General features: G+C 44.9%; 19 protein-coding genes. 6 read left to right on the forward strand and 13 right to left on the reverse strand.

Annotated features, from left to right (window positions below):
• Positions 1 to 166 precede the first annotated feature (166 nt).
• The 6 genes from ARB69_RS21425 to ARB69_RS21450 all read right to left on the reverse strand — a co-directional run bounded on the left by ARB69_RS21425 (position 167) and on the right by ARB69_RS21450 (position 7,196).
• Positions 167 to 2,074 carry an FtsX-like permease family protein gene (locus tag ARB69_RS21425; RefSeq protein WP_055154953.1) on the reverse strand — a complete coding sequence of 636 codons (1,908 nt, stop codon included), beginning with the start codon at positions 2,072 to 2,074 and terminating at the stop codon, positions 167 to 169.
• Positions 2,075 to 2,827 (reverse strand): ABC transporter ATP-binding protein, encoded by a 753-nt coding sequence (locus tag ARB69_RS21430; protein WP_055154954.1) that lies wholly within the window; start codon positions 2,825 to 2,827, stop codon positions 2,075 to 2,077.
• 141 nt (positions 2,828 to 2,968) lie between these two features.
• Positions 2,969 to 3,994, reverse strand: coding sequence for a sensor histidine kinase (locus tag ARB69_RS21435; RefSeq protein ID WP_055154955.1), 1,026 nt, complete (start codon positions 3,992 to 3,994; stop codon positions 2,969 to 2,971).
• Positions 3,991 to 4,656 carry a DNA-binding response regulator gene (locus ARB69_RS21440; protein WP_050638886.1) on the reverse strand — a complete coding sequence of 222 codons (666 nt, stop codon included), beginning with the start codon at positions 4,654 to 4,656 and terminating at the stop codon, positions 3,991 to 3,993. Before ARB69_RS21440 ends, ARB69_RS21435 begins: the two co-directional genes overlap by 4 nt.
• A 101-nt stretch (positions 4,657 to 4,757) precedes the next feature.
• Positions 4,758 to 5,735, reverse strand: coding sequence for a hypothetical protein (locus ARB69_RS21445; protein ID WP_050638887.1), 978 nt, complete (start codon positions 5,733 to 5,735; stop codon positions 4,758 to 4,760).
• Positions 5,736 to 7,196 (reverse strand): FAD-dependent oxidoreductase, encoded by a 1,461-nt coding sequence (locus tag ARB69_RS21450; RefSeq protein WP_050638888.1) that lies wholly within the window; start codon positions 7,194 to 7,196, stop codon positions 5,736 to 5,738.
• 372 nt (positions 7,197 to 7,568) lie between these two features.
• Between ARB69_RS21450 and ARB69_RS21455 the strand changes: the two genes are divergently transcribed.
• Positions 7,569 to 8,192, forward strand: a complete 624-nt coding sequence (locus ARB69_RS21455; protein ID WP_055154956.1) for a hypothetical protein — start codon at positions 7,569 to 7,571, stop codon at positions 8,190 to 8,192.
• 50 nt (positions 8,193 to 8,242) lie between these two features.
• On the opposite strand, the gene ARB69_RS27945 is transcribed toward ARB69_RS21455, so the two are convergent.
• A complete protein-coding gene (locus ARB69_RS27945) occupies positions 8,243 to 8,821 on the reverse strand; it encodes a CatB-related O-acetyltransferase (RefSeq protein WP_070102507.1) in 579 nt (192 codons plus the stop codon).
• Positions 8,822 to 9,052: 231 nt separating this feature from the next.
• Positions 9,053 to 9,925, reverse strand: a complete 873-nt coding sequence (locus ARB69_RS21465; protein ID WP_050638891.1) for a helix-turn-helix domain-containing protein — start codon at positions 9,923 to 9,925, stop codon at positions 9,053 to 9,055.
• Positions 9,926 to 10,414: 489 nt separating this feature from the next.
• Here ARB69_RS21465 and ARB69_RS21470 point away from each other — a divergent pair, with 489 nt between their 5' ends.
• Entirely contained in the window at positions 10,415 to 11,401 is a 987-nt protein-coding gene (locus ARB69_RS21470) for a helix-turn-helix transcriptional regulator (RefSeq protein ID WP_055154957.1), read from the forward strand.
• On the opposite strand, the gene ARB69_RS27280 is transcribed toward ARB69_RS21470, so the two are convergent.
• Entirely contained in the window at positions 11,381 to 11,884 is a 504-nt protein-coding gene (locus ARB69_RS27280) for a hypothetical protein (protein WP_083487172.1), read from the reverse strand. The genes ARB69_RS21470 and ARB69_RS27280 overlap by 21 nt on opposite strands.
• Before the next feature lie 164 nt (positions 11,885 to 12,048).
• On the opposite strand from ARB69_RS27280, the gene ARB69_RS21480 reads away from it, so the two are divergent.
• The 3 genes from ARB69_RS21480 (at position 12,049) to ARB69_RS21490 (ending at position 13,190) form a co-directional block, all read left to right on the forward strand.
• A complete protein-coding gene (locus ARB69_RS21480) occupies positions 12,049 to 12,336 on the forward strand; it encodes a TetR/AcrR family transcriptional regulator (protein ID WP_050638893.1) in 288 nt (95 codons plus the stop codon).
• Positions 12,337 to 12,352: 16 nt separating this feature from the next.
• Complete coding sequence (locus tag ARB69_RS26885; RefSeq protein ID WP_129879583.1) at positions 12,353 to 12,622, forward strand: hypothetical protein; 270 nt, start codon at positions 12,353 to 12,355, stop codon at positions 12,620 to 12,622.
• Between the two features lie 145 nt (positions 12,623 to 12,767).
• The gene (locus ARB69_RS21490) at positions 12,768 to 13,190 is read left to right on the forward strand and encodes a DUF3788 domain-containing protein (protein ID WP_055154958.1); all 423 of its coding nucleotides are present in this window, start codon (positions 12,768 to 12,770) and stop codon (positions 13,188 to 13,190) included.
• 70 nt (positions 13,191 to 13,260) lie between these two features.
• On the opposite strand, the gene ARB69_RS21495 is transcribed toward ARB69_RS21490, so the two are convergent.
• The 4 genes from ARB69_RS21495 to ARB69_RS21510 all read right to left on the reverse strand — a co-directional run bounded on the left by ARB69_RS21495 (position 13,261) and on the right by ARB69_RS21510 (position 18,920).
• Positions 13,261 to 13,524 (reverse strand): CD3324 family protein, encoded by a 264-nt coding sequence (locus tag ARB69_RS21495; RefSeq protein WP_050638896.1) that lies wholly within the window; start codon positions 13,522 to 13,524, stop codon positions 13,261 to 13,263.
• 706 nt (positions 13,525 to 14,230) lie between these two features.
• The gene (gene pflA / locus ARB69_RS21500) at positions 14,231 to 15,004 is read right to left on the reverse strand and encodes a pyruvate formate-lyase-activating protein (protein ID WP_055154959.1); all 774 of its coding nucleotides are present in this window, start codon (positions 15,002 to 15,004) and stop codon (positions 14,231 to 14,233) included.
• A gap of 103 nt (positions 15,005 to 15,107) precedes the next feature.
• Positions 15,108 to 17,360, reverse strand: coding sequence for a formate C-acetyltransferase (gene pflB / locus ARB69_RS21505; RefSeq protein ID WP_055154960.1), 2,253 nt, complete (start codon positions 17,358 to 17,360; stop codon positions 15,108 to 15,110).
• A 162-nt stretch (positions 17,361 to 17,522) separates the two neighbouring features.
• Positions 17,523 to 18,920, reverse strand: a complete 1,398-nt coding sequence (locus tag ARB69_RS21510) for a L,D-transpeptidase family protein (RefSeq protein ID WP_055154961.1) — start codon at positions 18,918 to 18,920, stop codon at positions 17,523 to 17,525.
• A 247-nt stretch (positions 18,921 to 19,167) separates the two neighbouring features.
• Here ARB69_RS21510 and ARB69_RS27285 point away from each other — a divergent pair.
• A partial coding sequence (locus tag ARB69_RS27285; protein WP_055154962.1) for a hypothetical protein occupies positions 19,168 to 19,561 on the forward strand: 394 nt, incomplete at its 3' end.

A 19,561-nucleotide genomic window follows, 5' to 3' on the forward strand; every position in this document is an offset into this window, starting at 1 on the left:
GGAAAGTGGGGTGATTTTGTGATCACCGAATCACAAAATCACCCCACTTTCCCGGCTGCCGGCTTCCTAGAATTTCTTAGGTTCGCGTCCGCGTTTCGAGGCGGCATATGTGCACTTGGGCGGGTTGCGGCTATCCCTTCCTTTCGCGTCCCCCCTTCCTCCACTCCTACGTATCCAAAACCTTCCCCCTGAAAACCCGCACCGATACCAAATAAACCAGTGTAAATATAACCAGTATAGAAACCGCGCTGTAAATATTCACACGGAACAAATCTTCTTTCATTACATTTCCCAGTGCACGAATTGCAAACCAGGAGGATACTGCCATGAGCACAAACGGACAATAGTAAGTAAACCGTATCTCATTTTTCATGGACTTATACAGAGTGTCACCGGGGATTCCCAGTTTTCGCAGAATCCTGTACCTGTCACGGTCCTCATAGGCATCATTGTTCAGCTTGATGAAGATAATACTGCCTCCTGCCAGGATCAGCGTCACAAACATAAAGATACATAGGGAATATAAAACCCGTATCCAAGTTTCTTTCTCACTATCGGCTCCCGAAAAGTTAACTCCCACCTGCATCTGCCCGTTTTCATCCGTTTTGGAAAGGCTCCTCAGATAATTCCTGGATGCGTCTGCATTCGACGGATCTTCAATTTTGAAGTTATACATGTGCAGCAGGATCCCCTTAGGCTCCAGTTCTTTATAAACCTCATCGTTGAGCACATAAATACTCATCTGCTCCTGCATGGCGCCCAAATATGGGGTATCGTCTTCCTTAATAATATGATAAGAATTGTCTCCGATCTGGACGTCCTGTTGCTCCTGCCCTGCAAAGCTCATGAGAATGATGTGCGAAAGTTTAATTGTCTCATCCTGTTTCAATTCTGTATAATCAAAAGGCATGCCCGCCTCTTCCGCAATCGTTTTCATTTGAGAGAAAGGGATGATTGCATAAGTAGAATTCACATATTTCGTATGGAACATACTCGGGTCAAGAAGCAGGTAAGAAGCCTCCGCTTTATATTCCACTTTATTCTCCTTCGATATTCCCTCTTCCATCTCTTCCATATCCATCTCATGTGAGCTTACGACCTGATATGTGAAAGTCTCTTGAAAATGCACCATCTTATCATAACGCTGCTTCAGGGCGATCGCTGTACCCAGCACCGTTACGGAACAGATCATCAGAATCGTAACCATGGCATAAGTGCGGTAATTTCTCCGGATTCTGAAGGACAAATTATTCACCCAAAGGCTGCGCTGCTTTTGATACAGAAATTTCTTGTTTTTCGTCAGCTTTCTGATAAAGAAAGGAATTGCACCGCCAAACAACAGATATATTCCTGCAATTACCAGTATTACGGCAAGCAGTGCATACGACAGAGTATCCAGATTCCCGGTTTTTATTGCACACATATAACCTGCACCCAGTACCGCCAATCCCGCTGCAGATTTCAGGGCGGCCATCCATCCTTTTTCCGGCTTCATTTCTTCCTGCTTTGCACCGGAAAGCATACTCAGTACGCTGCTCCTTGATATTGATACATATCCTTTCAGTATCATCATGCCAAATATGATAAAGAATACAGCTGATGTGATAAGAACCGGTTTTATCGTAAATGAAAACCGGACATCTACGCTAATCTCCGACAGTTTCATCAGCAGCATTTGAAATAATTTAGAAAATACAGTCCCGGCCAGCAGACCCGCCAGCAGGGAAAATATACCGATAAAAAATGCCTCAAGCGCGTACATTTTCCCAATGCGCACATTATCCAGCCCCATAAACGTATAGATTCCGATCTCTTTCTTCCTCTGGTTGAGAAATACATTTGTGGCATACCAGATGAAAAAGAACAAAAACACCCCAAATACTACGGATGCCGCATGTACGACCAGGTCAATGTAGTCTTTGTTCATACTGTTCAGGACGTCCATGGAGTCCGAATAGATAATATTTTGAAAATTAAAAAATATAAAAACTGAAAATGCAAGGGACATAATCAGCGCCGCATATTCCCTTACACTTCTCTTAAAGTTGGAAAATGCCAGTCTGCACAAACTCATCTACCGCTCACCTCCCATGGAAGCAAGCAGTTCCATAATCTCTTCATAAAAGACTTTTCTGTCCCCCATGCTGTTCAGCCGGCACTGTACCTGTCCGTCAGAAAGCATATAGACCTGCTTTGCGTAGCTTGCCGTGTAGGCGTCATGTGTCACCATCAGGATCGTTGCCCGCCCGGAGTCATTGGCCGCTTTCAGACTCTGCAGCAGATCCCGGCTGGATCTGGAGTCCAGCGCTCCGGTCGGCTCATCGGCAAAGATAATCTTTGGCTCCGTGATCAGGGCCCGGGCGCTTGCCCCTCTCTGTTTCTGCCCGCCGGAGAGCTGGTAAGGGTATTTTGACAGATGCTCCTCCAGCTGGAAAAGCCTTGCCATATTCATCACCCTTTTCTGCACCTCTTTGCTCTTTACTCCATTCAGAGACAACGGCAAAGCGATATTATCTTCCAACGTCATATTGTCCAGCAGATTATATTCCTGGAAAATGAAACCGATCTTATCCCTGCGTATAATGGACAGCCGTTTATTGTCCGCTTTTGTAACATCCTCCCCATCCAGAAATATCTGACCCCTGGTTGGTTTGTCCAGTGTGGAGAGCATATTCAGAAGAGTCGATTTCCCTGCGCCGCTCGACCCCATGATGGCAACAAAGTCCTGCTCCTGAATGTCCAGATTGATTCCCTTCAAAACCTGGGATTCATAATCTTTTCTTCCGAAACTTTTTACTAGATTTCTAATTTCCATTATTTTTTTCATATCACGAATACCTCCTTTTATCACTAAAATTGTAACAAAAAGAGGGTTAAAAATCCTTTCATCCGGATAACAGTCCCCTCCTATATCTAACATTTCTGCAAGATTACCGGATTATTGCAATGCCATCTGCCAAAGCTGTGTTCATTCTTCTGCCGCTCTCTCTGCCTCTATGTTCATGTTAAAAAATGCTGTATTATTTGAAAAATGAAGTGTAAACCGGGTGCCCTTCTCCGGCCTGGAATATACCTGCAGCCGGATCCCGAGATGTTCGGCTGTCTCCTTCACGAAGTAAAGCCCCATACCTGTAGAGCGATAATCACCGTTTCTCAGATTGCTTCCAATATAACCTCTGTCGAAAATGTATGGAATCTCACCTTCTGCGATTCCGATCCCGTTGTCCTTCACTGTAAGCTCTACTTCGTCGGCTGAAATACATCTTGCCTCAAAGGTGAGCGCCGGCTGTTTTGTTCTATATTTAACCGCATTTCCGATGAGCTGATCCAGCATATAGACAAGCCACCTCCGGTCACTGTAAACCACGGCACCTTCAAGTTTCTTTTCAATCTGAAAATGCTCCCGGATCAGGAAATATGACTGATTCTTCAGAGCCTCATTGACCGCTTCCTCCAGATAAACCCTCTCATAGCGTACATCATTTTCCATATTTTTCAGTTTGCTGCTCATCATCATGGTGTTTAAAAGCTGCTGGATCCGCTCCAGACATCCCTGCATCTCCTCTTGCAGTTCACTGTCGGGGTTCCTCTCATTCATCAGTCCCAACGCGGAGAGCGGCAGCTTAACTTCGTGCGCCCATCTTGTAATGTAGTCGGTCAGCCCCTCCCGTTCCTCCTGCAGCGCGCTGATATCTTCCGCATTTTCTTTTTCCATCCTGCACAGCACTTCTGTAACCCTGCCGCCGAGCAGACGGCTGGCTTCTTCCCTGTTCTTATGTATTTCATCGTCCAGAATGCAGGATATCTGCTTCCATTTTCTGTAATCAAGTGCTAGGTAAAAAAGCCCTGCGGCCAGGAGGATTCCATCCAGATACAGCAAATCCCCGAAATTTACGCTGCGGGCGCACAGCACCCCAAAATACAGATTGATGGCGGCCAGGACTGCCGCCCCCGCCAGAATGCCCCATCTCTTCTCTTTGAGATAATTTTTCATTCTATATAATACCCCATACCTTTTTTCGTTACAATAATGTCGCTTCCCCCCGTCACTTCGTTCAGCTTTGCACGGAGCCGCGAAACAAGAACGCTCAGCGAAGCATCCGTCACAAACTCGTCCGTATTCCAAAGCTGCTGCATCAGCTTCTCCCTGCTGACCACGCTCCCTTTTTTGGAGAGCAGCGCCGCCATGATCTTACTCTCCGACTTTGTCAGATCCACATTCATTCCGTTGCATACAAACTGCCCGCTCTCATAATACATCCCGCCGTTCAGATAGGTTCTCTCATTGGTCGTATACTCATAGGCCCGGCGCAGCATGGCCCGGATCTTCAGCAGGAGCAGCTCCGGGTCGAATGGCTTTTCCACATAATCGTCCCCGCCTGCTGCCATGGCCATCACCTTATCCGCATTCTGGTCTCTGCTTGAAAGATACAGAAGCGGTACATTAGAAATCTGGCGTATCTTTTCACACCAGTAGAACCCGTCGAAGCTTGGCAGGTTAATATCCATCAGAATCAAATCCGGCTGTCTGCTGATGTATTCATTCGTAATATCATCGAACTGTTTCGCATAAACAGCTTCAAATCCCCACCTTTCACACAACAGCACCAGTTCCTTTGCCAGCGTCATATCATCTTCAACAATCAGAATTTTCATTTTTACCACTCCCTAATGTACACTTTGCGTACATTGTATCATACTTTCTGTCCGCAGCAGTCTTCTATAACAAAAATGTTAGAAATATACCGCCTCGGATTTTATGAAAATTCCTGCTCATAGGAAGCCTGCTCAGAGATGAGGTGAAAGATCTGCCTTTTCCCTTTCCACAGTTGATATTCCATACTGCAGGACGGACTCTCTTTTATAATCCGGTCCATGCGCCCCTCATAAGGGGCCTTTAGCCCATGAGACTTTTCCCCTAGTTTCCTGATTTTCAGCAGGAGCTTTCCCTGTCTCAAAGTCACGGCCCCCTCGCGGGATTCCGTGATCCGTGCCCCAAAATAAGTGCCCATGCGGTATTCCCTGCCCTGGTAATGAACCGCAGCAATACAGCCTTTGAAATGCATTCCCAGGAATGGTATATCTGCAACAGATGCCATAATACTGTTCATTTCTTTCTGAAAGCGTTCCTTCGTTTTCTTCTCGAATGCATACTGACGCTTCCCTGTCCCATGGCGTTTCTTCTTTTTTGTATGTTGTATTTCCCCGAATCCGCACTGGGTCCAGAGATATGTTTCGGGAAAAGATTTTCCCCTGTCCGTTTCTATATAACCTCTTCCCCCGGTAAAATCCATCCGTTTCCCGTTGACCCTCAGGGAACCTTTCAGATTATGCGCCATACTTAACACTCCGTGGCTGCACTGCATAAATGGGCAGAACCGGAACGGCCCCATAATATCTCCCCTGATTTTATGGAAACCCGAGTAGGCTATTTTCCCCTCTACAGTAAGTTCATCCGTGTGTATACTGATTAAGATGCCTTTTTCACTAAATAAATTCTCTCCGATTCTTACCTGAAATTTATCGTCGTGAATCTGGCACATTTCGATCGGATACGTAAAATTCCATGCACCATGATCCATGACCACCTGGATGGAAGCCGTCCAGTTTCCTTCTTTATCTGCGTGTACAGCCGGTATAAATGCAATGGTTTTCCCTTTATTTTGGTGCTTCAGATACCATCCCTCAAAATAGGGCCCTTTTTTACCTGTCCCATGAAAATACTTTTCCTTCATCTAGTTCTCCTTTCTGATATGACATTCCAGGTCATTCTGTGCCGGACCGTCCAGCCGTTTCCCCCGATAATCAAACCGTGATCCATGGCAAGGGCAGTCCCAGCTTTTTTCATCGGGATTCCAGGCGAGCTGGCAGCCCAGATGGGGACATCTTGTAGAAATTGCAAAGAGTTTTCCCGTTTCTTCTCTGTACACTCCGTATTTATTTCCGTCATGCTCTACGATCCCGCCATGCCCCGGCCTCAGATCCTCAAGCTTCTCCTTTGGTATTGCAGCCAGCTGTTTCATAAGGCCGGAAACTGCATAGCCGCCTTCTTTTAGTAAGGTGCCCACAGAAGACTGCAGGTGGAAGCGTCTGGGGGTGAATACGTCCGCATACTGGTTTTGCCGTCCGCAGATCAGGTCGGTCAGGATCATGGCGGATACCATGGAGCTGGTCATCCCCCATTTGCCAAATCCTGTAGCCACATACCAGTCCGGCTGGCTTTTACTGTACTTTCCGATATAAGGGATCCCATCCAGTGTCATGCAGTCCTGTGCAGACCAGCGGGCTGTTTCTTTACATTCCGGCCATAAGGCCTCCGCCCTGCTGCTTAGATATTCATAAGAATTCCCGGCTGTATTTTTGCCGGTGCGGTGCCCCCCGCCCCCAATCAGCAGGTTTTCTCCTGCGCTTCTGAAAGATAATCCGTCCTCATCTATCCCGTAATACATCCCCTCCAACGAAGCGGCCTTTTTCACCGCCAGCACATAACTTCGTTCCTGATGCATACGCATAAAATAATATCCCGGACTGTTAAGAAAAGGATAGTGGCAGGCAAACACGACCCGCTGCGCATGTACGGTTCCATGCGCTGTCACGACTGTATGATCCTCTGCATGAGTTACTTTTGTATGCTCAAATATAGTCAGTTCCTCCGCCAGCATATACAAAAACCGCAGAGGATGAAACCGTCCCTGCCCCTCTAGTTTCAAGGCCAGTTTTACCTGAAACGGAAGTTCCGTCTTCTCTGTCAGCTGCATCCCCATCCCGATCCGTTTTGCCGCCTCATGTTCCCGCCGCAGCGCGCCCGTATCCTGCATGGTATACAAATAAGCAGGACACGGGTTCCATCCAATGTCCCCCTGATACTTTTCCGCCAAAATTCGGTATCGTTCAACCGCTTCCTGATTCGCAGCGGCATACAGCCCCGCCTTCTCCATCCCCTCGTTCTGCAGCAGCCTGTCGTATATCATCCCGTGCTGGGAAGTCACCTTAGCCGTGGTATTCTTCGTCTGCCCGCTCCCGATTCTGTCCGCCTCCAGAACCACGCACTTCATCCCCGCCTGCTCCAGAAAATGAGCCGTCAGAATCCCGGCCATCCCTCCGCCTATAATAACCGTATCCGTCTCAATATCGCCATGCAGCGGGGGATACTTTGCAGACGATGCAGAAATACTCCAAATTGATTTTTCAACCATGCTATTCACCTCAATACATTCTTCTGAATAGGATGCGTCTTAGATGCGGGAATTATGCAAAAAATGGGAAAGAATTGGAGGGGAGGACATTATCGGGAAAAGCGGATGGGAACGGCAACTAAGATAGGACTGGCTGGAGGAGTACAATGTGCGAGCAGACGTTTTGATCCACTGCTCTCGCCGCTGCAGAACTCCCGCCCCCCGACAGGCGTCCCCTACCCGTCAATAAATTTAGCTTGTCTTTATTGCGGTAATGTGGTAAATTATAGAAGAAATTGGTTTTTTGCTCTATCTATTCAGTAATAACTTACTTGAAATCAGGTTAACACCAGGCTCACTTACATATGCCTGCTATTGTATGAGGAGTAAATCATGAAAATCTCTACTTTTACTAAGACACCGTCTTCCGGACGCTTTTTATGCAATCCTACCTGGTATATTGATGCCTGCGGGAAAAAGCTGCTGTTTGTTTCCTCAGGATCAACCTCTTTCCGCAGAGACATATCCCAGGCGGAAACGATTCTTAACGATATTGATATTATCATTCTTCCTGCCGGCTGCGTTGAGCCGGTCAGAGAGATCCAGTATTTTCTGTTTGCAAGCCCTCATGCAGAGTTCTATCTTCCCAAAGCTTCCTCGCAAAAATATTTTCTGGATATATTCCATAAATTAAATGGGTACTGCAAAACCGAGTACCAATATGGATTGCTTTCACGCATTCATTTTGTGAATGATCTCTGCAGTATTAATCAGAACCTTATGCTGTTTGGATCTGATCCTTATCCCGCTGATTCTATTGAACACAGGCAGAGCCTCCTGATTCAGGAAGACAGCTGCGCCGTGCTGTTTGCGAATACTGGTGCGGGAACGCCTGCCCTGGAGGCCGCCTTTTCCCGTGCCCGAGACCTGACCTGCTTGAAAATCAAACGTGTTATCATGGCTGCCGGAGAATACGATACGCCAGATAAGGAAAATCACAGCGAAAAAGGGGCATAAAGTGTAGACACGCTCTGGACGAACCTTGAAATTCCAGGCAGGCTCTGTGGCTACTTCAGCTGCTCAATGCGGCCGCCTTTAATTGCGGCGATATTTTCTGCAATCTTCTCTTGTGACCAGTCCCACCACTGTAAACTGAGCAATGAGGAGATTGTGTCTTCAGAAAACCTCTTTTTAATCGCTTTTGCGGGCACTCCGCCGACAATCGTATATGGCGGAACGTCTCTTGTCACAACGGCCCTGGCGCCGATTATGGCACCATCCCCTATTGTTACCCCGGACAGTATAACAGCCTCATATCCAATCCAGACATCATTACCGATTATGATATCACCTTTATTGTCCCAGGAGTCTGCCACATCATTTCTGTCAAGTCCCCATTCCTCAAAAAACAGTGGAAACGGATAAGTTGACAGTGATTCCATTGCATGGTTCGCGCTGTTAAAAAGAAACTTTGCTCCACAGGCAATAGAACAAAACTTTCCGATGTTCAGGCGGTCTCTATTGACCGGATAGTGATATAAAACGTTATTTTTTTCAAACTCCCGGGGATCTTTCACAAAATCATTATACATCGTATAATCGCCAACCTTAATATTCGGATTGGTAATTGCATTTTTCAGATAGATCGTCTGATTATCTCCTGTCCGCTAGTACATCTCTAATTCCTATCTGCAGACGCCGTTTTGTCATATCCGCTGTTAACGACGACTGCTTATTATTATAGTAGCTTTCAGGATCAATATTCTCAATATAACAGATGCTACAGAAGTATTTAGTATACACCGGCTTTTCTGCCCGATGTCTGTTTACTAATTTGAGAATATTCTGAAAACGGAGGTCAAAAGGGTCTGACCCCTTTATAATACCGGCACCCAGTATTCGATCCGGCTTTTTCCGTCCTTATCTGCTTTTTCTCCGTATTTTGCAAAATCATACCGTGCATGGTCATTCAGCTGACTGGTCGATTGGGGAAACCACTCTTTATAGACGTAATCAGCAACCGGCTGCAGACTGTCTTCGCATTTAGCCGTGAAACTGAAGACAATATACTTGCATGCCGGCAGCTCTTTTGCCTCCATACCTGCAGGAATATTCTCTATATGATCAACTTCTGCAGCCGCCAGATAATCAAACGCCGGCTGTTTTTCATTTTCTAAATCCCATTTTGTATAGTCATTAAGCCCAATCAGAAAATCCATGTCATTCCTGTTTGAAATCAATTGCTTTTTAGCATGTAGTTTTCGCCAGCACTTTCCAATAGCCAGAAAACCAAAACGTGTGTTTTTCTTGAAACCTACTAATTTAATTCTGCCGCATTCTGCAGTTCTGATATCCATCATCATATCTCCTCTTAACCCTGACTGTCCGTCAGCCGTAAACTTTAACTGGTACGGATAAAATTCCCGCTTTTTACGAAACGCCTGCGGGCTGCATTTGAACAGAGACTTGAAGCCGGCCGTAAAGGACTGCTGTGTCTCATATCCAGCACAAAAAGCAATTTCCATGATCGGTTTGTCCGTGAAGATCAGTGATCTTGCCGCTTCGGTTAAACGCCTTCTCTGGATATAATGATGCAGCGTAAAGCCTACAATACTCACAAACATTCTGCTCAAATGGTATTTTGAATAATGCATCTTCCCAGAAATACTATCCAGGTTCAACGTTTCGTCCAGATGCTCCTCAATGTAATCTACCACTTCTTGAATTGTATCAATGTTATTTGTTTTCATTCTGACCTCCTGAACATATTGTACTGCTTTTTAGATCATCTATTTTCACATTTCTTGCTGTCATCACCCATTTAACATGAGATAAATAGTATAGCCCTTTCACCGCTTCCTGCCAGATATTAGCTTCTTGATATGAAGAATCTATACACTTATAATAATTACCATAACACAAAATGCTTCTAAACAAAAAGGCGGCGGCGTGGAGATTGCAGATCGGATGCTAAAAACCGAACTTGTATATCGTAAAATAAGTTACTGGCTCATAAGCTGAGATAAATTTTCGAGAGTGCTGCTCCACAAATGCAGGCGTAGCGGGCTACGCTTAGGCTTGGGGAGCAGTGCTATCGGAAATTCAGGTCGGCTTATGTGGCAGTTAATTATTTTACGATGTACTAGAAAAGAACAGGAAATAACAGCAAGTAAAATCAAGCAGTAATTCCTTTATTTTTTTATAATAACTATAGGGCGATTGAGATGAGGTGAACAATAATGTACGAATGGCAGAAACAAATACAAATCATCGTTGATGAAATTGACAACTGTATTAAAAATTATAATGATGAGGCGTTGACTCTATGCTGCCTTTCCCGCAGGCTGGGCTATTCCGAGTTTTATACAACCAGAAAGTTTAAAGAAATATCGGGCATGCAGTTTCGGGATTATCTGCGGAACAGAAAATTGGCCTTTGCATTAAAAGAGGTGCGTGACGGTGGAAAAAGCATTTTGGAAATTGCTTTTGATTATGGCTTTTCATCACATGAGGCCTTTACCAGGGCTTTCAAAAAAACATATGGCGTAACCCCAAGTGAGTACAGGAGGCATCCAAGACCTGTCGTTCTTCGTACAAAAATAAACCCTTTTGACCGTTACTTTTTTGGATATGGAGAGATAGGTATGATAAAAACTACAGATGACATTCACATTTATTTTGTAACCATCCCGGCACACAAGTTTTTGCACATTAAGAATTATGAGAGTAACGGGTATTGGGATTTTTGGGAAAAGCAAAGCCATATCCCGGGCCAGGACTGTGAAACAATCTGCGGCTTACTCGATAGTATTAAGGGCAAGTTGGATGACGACGGAGGGAGCGAAAGCAACAGCGGCAGCGGCCAGCTTATGGCATATATGAACGCCCCGGACGGCCGGCTCTGCGATTGGGGAATCCCGCGTACAGAATGTTACGGCGCGCGTCTTCCTGTCGATTACAAAGGAGAAATCCCGCCGCAAATGCTTCTGGCTGACGTTCCCGAGGCCGAGTATCTTGTTTTTGAGCACGGGCCATTCAATTACGAGCAGGAAAACCGCAGCGTAGAGGATAAGGTTGAAAAAGCAATGGCATCTTTTGATTTCACAGGCACTGGTTACTGCTATGACACTACCCCCGGCAGAATCATTTACTTTTACTTTAATCCTGAACGGTTCTGGAAATATGTCAGACCGGTGCGGAGTATCTCAAACAAGAAGGTATATTGAAACAACATGTATTATACCACCTGATAACAGTGCAACAACAGCACCTATAATAGTTCCTGTCCCGGCACCTATAATATGGTGCCGCGGATTTCTATATTCTTTATCCATATCTTCTGTTCCAGGTATTCTTGTTTTTTTGCTATGGCAGAAAAGTCCAATATCTAAAACCAGCAAATCGTAAATATTTACAACTAAAAATAGTATGAACACGTGTATAAATGCAGATGTGAATGTTTTTGCACCGGAAAAATACGCAACTACTGCAAGTATAATGGCAATCAAAAATATAAAAATTATTTTTATTGATAAATGTCTTTTTTCTATTTTATCTATAATCCCCTTATATTGCGGCAGACTTTCTACCCGCATTCTGATTTCTTTTGGATAGGACATAATTTGGTTGACAGGGTTTTTGTAAAGTGGGGGAAGTATCATAAATGAAAAGATCCCACATGCGAAAATACATTCTATTACGAATAACATAGCAATCCTCCTTTTGTATGCTTTACAAAGATAAAGCAACATGACACACTTGTGCATTGGTCTGTAGTCTAGTATAATACGGTCAGATGATCCGGACAATATATCCGATAAAAGTGATACATATTTTTAAAAATGTGCCATGGGTGAAACAGGAGAAGAAACATATGTACTTTAAAGAAAATAACCAAACGAAAAGAAGGATTATAGAATCTTTATATGAGTTGTTAGACAAAAAAAACTACCATGATATCACAATAACCAGGATTGTCGATAAAGCAGAGTTAGGAAGGAGAACCTTTTACAGATACTTTAATTCTAAGGATGAAGTGATAGAATACTCAACGAATTTGCTGATGAATGAATTTGCTGATACTATTGTACTGAACCATGCCGAAACACAGGAAGGCTGCCCAAAACAAATGAGCAGAATTATCAATGATATTATAAAATAAACAGGAGGATTTCAGCATGTCAGGAGATACCATAAAAACTGATTTGAAACCGAAGACATTTTTAATAGAGCATATTCCTGCAATACTCCTTGGAGAACCATCGGATAAAATTTATCTTTTTGTCGATGGCCAGGGCGGCAATAAAGAAGAAGCCATTGGCTTTGCGCTAGGCGGCATCCCATTCAGATGTGGAATACGCCCACCGAAATCTTATATGCCGGACAAGATAACCTCGTACAGCGTAAAACCGTGGATATCTTTGTCAAAAAGTTCAGCGCGGGGCTGACCGTTATGGAAAATGGTGAACACTGGTTCCATACAGCCGAACAGCTGGAAATTATGAACAGTTGGGAAAACCAGGTGCTGGATATCACCTCCTCTATGTGGTAAACTTAGTAAAACTCCGATTATTATCCCAAAAGGAGACGGGTATGTACGAAAGAATGCTTAACAAACAAATTGAACCAACCGTAGATGAAATGAAAGATTACTGCGGGGAAAATGCAGAACTTTTTACACTGCTTAATGAATGGTTATCAAGCTCCTTCCAGACAGTACAAAAAGTCACATTTCCTTATGGTAATGCATATGGCTGGGGAATTGCCCATAGAATAAAGCAGAAACTCATTTGTAACATATTTGCTGAAAATAATTCTTTTACGGTTATGGTCAGATTGTCAGATCCCCAATTCGCATCCCTCTATGAGAATATGCTACAGTATACACAGGAGTACATAGACAATAAGTATCTCTGCGGTGACGGCGGCTGGATACAATACCGCGTTACATGCCGCGGCCATTTTGATGATATACAGAAAATACTGTCTGTTAAATGTTCACATGAATGCTGTTAAATCAAAAAAAGAAAACCGCGCCTGTAGTTCACAATTTCGCTCTATCGTGATCTGCAGGCTGCGGTTTCAGTCATTTCTGGTAGATTATCTTTCTTATGGCATATACCGAAAGCGAAAAACGCAAGGCAAGTTCTTCTATAGACATGCCGCCGCGATATTGCTCAACAATAACCGCATTGCGTTTTGCAAGTTCTTTCCGATACCCGGACAACTCTCCCCACTTCTTATGCTGCTCGTCTTTTGCAGGAATATAAATATATCCTGCCTGCACATACTTCTGCAGTTCCTCGACTAAAGCATCCGGGAGAATTGTATTTGCATTCATATATTTCATACAGGCTCCCTCCTTGATCATGAAGTCCAAGCAGCAAAGCCAGCAGTATTAATTTAGCGACACGAAACTACTCTATGCAAATGTCGCTCCTGATTCTGGCTTTGCACAGAGTCCTGCATCATTTTTCCTATTCTTATTCTTACACACAATCATCACCACCTAAAGATAACACTATGCTGTCAGTATACCATTATTGTATTTGTTGTTCAATCCCCCTTAACTCTCTTAGCCAATTCGATCAGAAACATCCATAGGTTCAGCCTGACATATATAATATAGTATTTTATTTACATCCACAAATCATTATATTCAATCTATGGAGTAACCGTGTTTTTAGGGTGTGTTGACCTTCATTCTACATAGAATGGAGGTGATGTCTATGAAACATTTCGATTTTAAAGACCTTATGGCTTTTGGAATGTTTATTCTGGCGTTACTGACATTCATTTATTTGATTTGTCGCTAGCTTAACATAGAAAAACCACCCCTAAACTTGACCGGTAGCAGGGTGGTATTTCTACTTTCTATCAAAGGTCAACCCACCTTGTGGGCGGTTGCTCCTCTTATATTTGTACTATAACATATTGTAAGAGACATTTCAAGAATGTAAAACTTGATTTATAAGTCTTAGATTTTATGTTTTTTAATATAATGTGACACATGGTTTTTATAATGAATAAATGCCGGATAACAATTTTTCCATTCCTCATTCAGAGTCATTTTCCGCCGGGTCCCGCCCATGCACATGCAAAAGCCTCTCTGCATTCTCTATGCGCTCCTTGGAGGGCGCTTCCACCCCCTCCAAAGGATATATAAGCCCCAGTTCTTTCCATTTGAATACCCCCAGCGTATGGTAGGGAAGCACCTCAACCTTCTCCACATTCTCCAATGTCCCGATAAATGCATCCAGCTTATGAAGGTACTCATCATTATCACTTTTTCCCGGCACAAGCACATGCCTGATCCAGACCGGTTTCCCCATCTCTGAAAGACAGACCGCCAGGTCCAGAATATTCCGGTTCGTGCATCCGGTCAGAATCTCATGCTGCTGTTCATCAATGTGTTTGATATCCAGCAATACCAGATCGGTATACTTCATCAGTTCCTGAAATCTGCCGAAGAAAGGTTCTTCTCTGGTAAATGGATTTCCACTTGTGTCCAAAGTCGTATGGATCCCGGCTGCTTTTGCCTTTTGAAACAGTTCTGTCAGAAACTTGATCTGGAGAAGCGGCTCTCCGCCGCTTACGGTAATACCGCCCTTACTCCCCCAGTAGGAGCGGTATTTTAAAGCCTGCCCAAGCAGTTCGTCAGCGGTATACTGTGTCCCCGACTGCATGTTCCACGTATCCGGATTGTGGCAGAACTGGCAGCGCATAGCGCAGCCGCTCATAAAAATAATATATCTGACGCCGGGTCCGTCTACAGAACCAAAGCTTTCAAGAGAATGGATATATCCTTTCAGATTGTTCTGCTCTGTCATCGTATTCACCTCAAAATAAAACTTTCTATATAATTTATAACTGAATTAATCCGTAAACAAACCAACCCGTAAAACGGTATGCCGTCAAGCCGGTGCAACCCATTTACATATTTGCGTGGCATGTTCTGGAGATTACGTCCATCTGCTGTTCACGTGTCAGGTCGATAAACTTAACCGCATATCCGGACACGCGGATTGTGAAGTTTGCATATTCCTCTTTTTCCGGATGTTCCATCGCATCGATCAGCTTTTCTCTGCCAAACACATTGACATTCAGGTGATGTGCCCCCTGTTCAAAATATCCGTCCAGCACACGGGTAAGATTCTCAATACGCTCCGCCTCGTCATTCCCCAGAGCTCCGGGATTGATTGTCTGCGTATTAGAGATTCCGTCCAGCGCCTCCTCATAAGGAAGTTTTGCAACGGAGTTCAGGGATGCCAGCAGACCGTTTTTCTCTGCGCCATAGGAAGGATTTGCGCCCGGTGCAAGCGGCTCTCCCGCCTTTCTTCCGTCAGGCATGGAGCCCGTCGCTTTTCCGTAAACCACATTGGATGTAATTGTGAGGATAGAGGTTGTCGGCTCCGAGTTTCTGTATATATGGCATTTTTTCAGCTTGCCCATGAATGTCTTAAGCAGCCAGATCGCAATATCGTCCGCCCGGTCGTCGTCATTTCCGTATCTTGGGAAATCGCCCTCTGTCTCGTAATCCACAACCATTCCCGTCTCGTCACGGATGACTTTGACCTTCGCATATTTTATTGCGCTTAAGGAGTCAACTACATGTGAGAATCCTGCAATTCCTGTTGCAAATGTTCTTCTTACATCGGTATCAATCAGCGCCATCTCCGCCGCCTCATAATAATACTTATCGTGCATGTAATGGATCATATTCAGGGTGTCCACGTATAACTTTGACAGCCAGTCCATCATCTTGTCATACTTATCCAGGACATCCTCATACTCCAGATATTCTGTAGTCACCGGCTTGTATGCAGGAGCTACCTGTTCTCTGGTCTTTACATCCACACCACCGTTGATTGCATACAGCAGGCATTTGGCAAGATTCGCGCGGGCGCCGAAAAACTGGATTTCTTTCCCTGTCTGAGTTGCCGATACACAGCAGCATATGGAATAATCATCTCCCCATACCGGGCGCATTACATCGTCGTTCTCATACTGGATGGAGCTTGTCTTGATAGAAATGTAAGATACATAGTTCTTAAACGCCTCCGGCAGACGGGAAGAATACAATACCGTCAGATTCGGCTCCGGCGACGGCCCCATGTTCTCCAGGGTGTGCAGGAAACGATAATCATTCCTGGTCACCATAGATCTGCCGTCCTGCCCCAGCCCTGCCACTTCCAGCGTTGCCCATACCGGGTCACCGGAGAACAGTTCATTATAAGAGGGAACCCTGGCAAACTTAACCATCCTGAACTTCATCACCATATGATCGATCAGTTCCTGTGCCTGTGCCTCTGTCAGAATGCCGTTTTCCATATCTCTCTGGATATAAATATCCAGGAAAGTAGAGATTCTCCCAACGCTCATCGCGGCGCCGTTCTGCGTCTTGATTGCCGCAAGATAGCCAAAGTACAGCCACTGCACTGCTTCCTTCGCATCCTTTGCCGGCTTGGATATGTCAAACCCATAGACAGCCGCCATCTCCTTCATGTCTTTGAGCGCCTTTAACTGATCCGCAACTTCTTCTCTCAGACGAAAATCGGTTCCCTTCATTCCGTGTCTCTCGGTTTCGTTAAAGTCCACCATTTTTTGTTCAATCAGGTGGTCAATTCCGTAAAGAGCTACACGGCGGTAATCGCCCACTATACGCCCTCTGCCATATGTATCCGGAAGTCCTGTGATGATCTTATTATGGCGCGCCTTTTTCATCTCCGGGGTATAGATATCAAAAATCCCCTGGTTATGTGTTTTATGGTATTTGGTGAAAATCTCATGCAGCTTCTCACTCGGCTGATACCCGTAAGTCGTACATGCCTGCTCCGCCATCTTGATACCGCCAAAAGGCATAAATGCTCTCTTAAGCGGCTTATCTGTCTGGAGTCCGACTACCGTCTCCAGTTCCTTCATCTCTTCATCAATGTATCCCGGGCCATAAGCCGTCAGGCCGGAAACAACCTCTGTCTCCATATCCAGTACGCCGCCCTTCGCCCGTTCCTCACGCTGCAGCTCCTGCAGCCTGCCCCAGAGTTTATTTGTTGCTTCTGTAGGTCCTTCCAGAAAGCTCTCATCGCCGTCATAAGGAGTATAATTGTTTTGAATAAAATCCCTGACATTGATGTCATCTCTCCACAGTCTTCCCTTAAATCCTTCCCACTGATCGTAATGAGCCATATTATAAAATCCTCCTTTGATGTATCAGGTTATCTTTTAGTTCCCGCCCAGTATATCATTTCGTTAAATAAAAGACAAGAGGATAAATGATAATAGTTTTCATTATAGGCCTTGTATCTAATTTTATACAATATATAGTGTTTTCTTCTCCGCTTATGTGTATCAGTAGTGCATGACAACAGGAGTCCCGTTCGATATCATGCTGTATAATGTCGCCGCGCCGTCCAACGGCATATTAATACATCCGTGGGAACCAATGCTCCAGTACAGATCTCCCCCGAAAGCGGGCTGCCATGTGGCATCATGGAATCCGACACCGCCGTAAGTCACCTGCATCCAGTAGTCCACCCATGTCCGGTACTCCGGCTCTCCCGTCTCAGGCACAATATTTCCCACAAGGGTAGTGCCTGGGATCATCATAAGGATGTCATATACCCCCGCCGGTGTGGAGTGTTCATAAGGCTTGCCGGTTACCACAGCCGTCTCAAAGGCCACATTCCCATCAACAATATACCACATATACTGCGCACTCAGATCCACCTCAATAAATGTTTTGCCCCAGTCCTGCTGCTCATGGCTTGCCGCCCGCTGCTCATATACCGGCTCTTTGGTTGCCTGCTCACCTGCTTTAATACTGGCGATCAGAGCATCCGCCTCAGCCGCCTCATTGATTGCCCAGCCGTAGGTGCCGCCGCTTACTTCCGTCGCTTTTCCCCAGGGCGTGGTCAGCGGACGAGTCCCATAAAGAGTTTCGTATTTTGCGGCGAATTGATTCATATACTCTCTGACCTTGTCTTCGTGGAAAGTAACATTCATGCTCTCATCCCAGGACAGCCAAGTAGAAATCAGCGCCTTGTCCACCACTTCTTTATGCGGCGCCATATCGTAAGTGATGCTTGTCCCGCAGTACTTGTTCAAGGTATCGCAGGCAGCCGCCACCTCTTTTGAATCCGCAGTATACTTCGGCTTCAGATAACAGTCTTCTTTCTCCAGGCTGAATTCCTCTTCCAGCCCCTGCACTGCCTGTATCAGCTTTTCCTTCATCGGCTCCTGATCGACTTTTGTCCCCAGCACCTCCGGCTTTACAACAAACTTATCCCCATCAAACTCCGGCTTAGCGCTCTCCGGATCGCTCTTTTCTTCATTCTGGAAACATTGCAGCGCCTGAATCTTTTCCTCCAGCTGTTTTTTGTCATAATCAAAACCCAGAGACAGCTTCACCTTATGATCCTTCCAAAACATCGAAGGCCAAAGAAACGCCCCCTGCTCCTTCAGCGCTTTATCCAGCTCTTTGCTCTTCTTATACTTCATTGATATCGATGATCCGCTGATCTCCTCACTGCCGCCTTCTATCGGAGTAACTTTCAGCGCATACCCATCAATCTGCCCTGCAAAATACCGCTCGGCCTCATCTGCCGTTTTCATGGAAAAATCCACACCATTGATCCTGGTATTATGAAAGAAATGATTCATGAAATAAATAGATATGCCACAGTAAATACAGATCAAAATGCCAGCTGCTATCCCCCCTGCCAGTAACACCTTCTTCTTGCCGCTCATCTTATGTGCCCTCCTCTATAGTAATACAGTATTATCATTACATTAAATAGACGGATTTTCAAGGCAAAAGGCTGCAAATTTTCAGTATTTTTTCTAATTGCTTTAATATGTGAATCGTTTTAAAATAAAAATATGTGTGTAATTTATTTTAAACATCATAAAACCATTACTAAAACCGCACATATATTGCATAGTATGCGATGTATTATTATCAGAATAAATAACATTTGAAAGGTAGTATTTAAACATGAAAATTAGAAAGGCAAGGCTGGCAGATCTGGAAATTCTGCTGAAAATGTATGAAAGCGCAAGAATGTTTATGACAAGCCACGGAAATCCCACACAATGGGGCAGCACCTATCCGCCGAAAGCACTGCTGGCTCAGGATATTGAGGATGGAAACAGTTATGTCTGCGAAGAACACGGCAATATCATAGCTGCATTCTATTATAAGGAGGGCCGTGATGATACTTATACTAAAATATATAACGGTCAGTGGCTGGATGAATCCCCCTATGGGGTTGTACACAGGATTACCTCAGACGGCACCATCCGCGGAGCTGCATCCTTCTGCCTGAACTGGGCACTGGAGCAGTGCAGGAATCTCCGTATTGATACACACAGAGATAATGTGGTCATGC

The organism is Faecalicatena contorta (assembly GCF_001404335.1).
GTDB classification, from domain to species: Bacteria; Bacillota; Clostridia; order Lachnospirales; family Lachnospiraceae; genus Faecalicatena; species Faecalicatena contortus_B.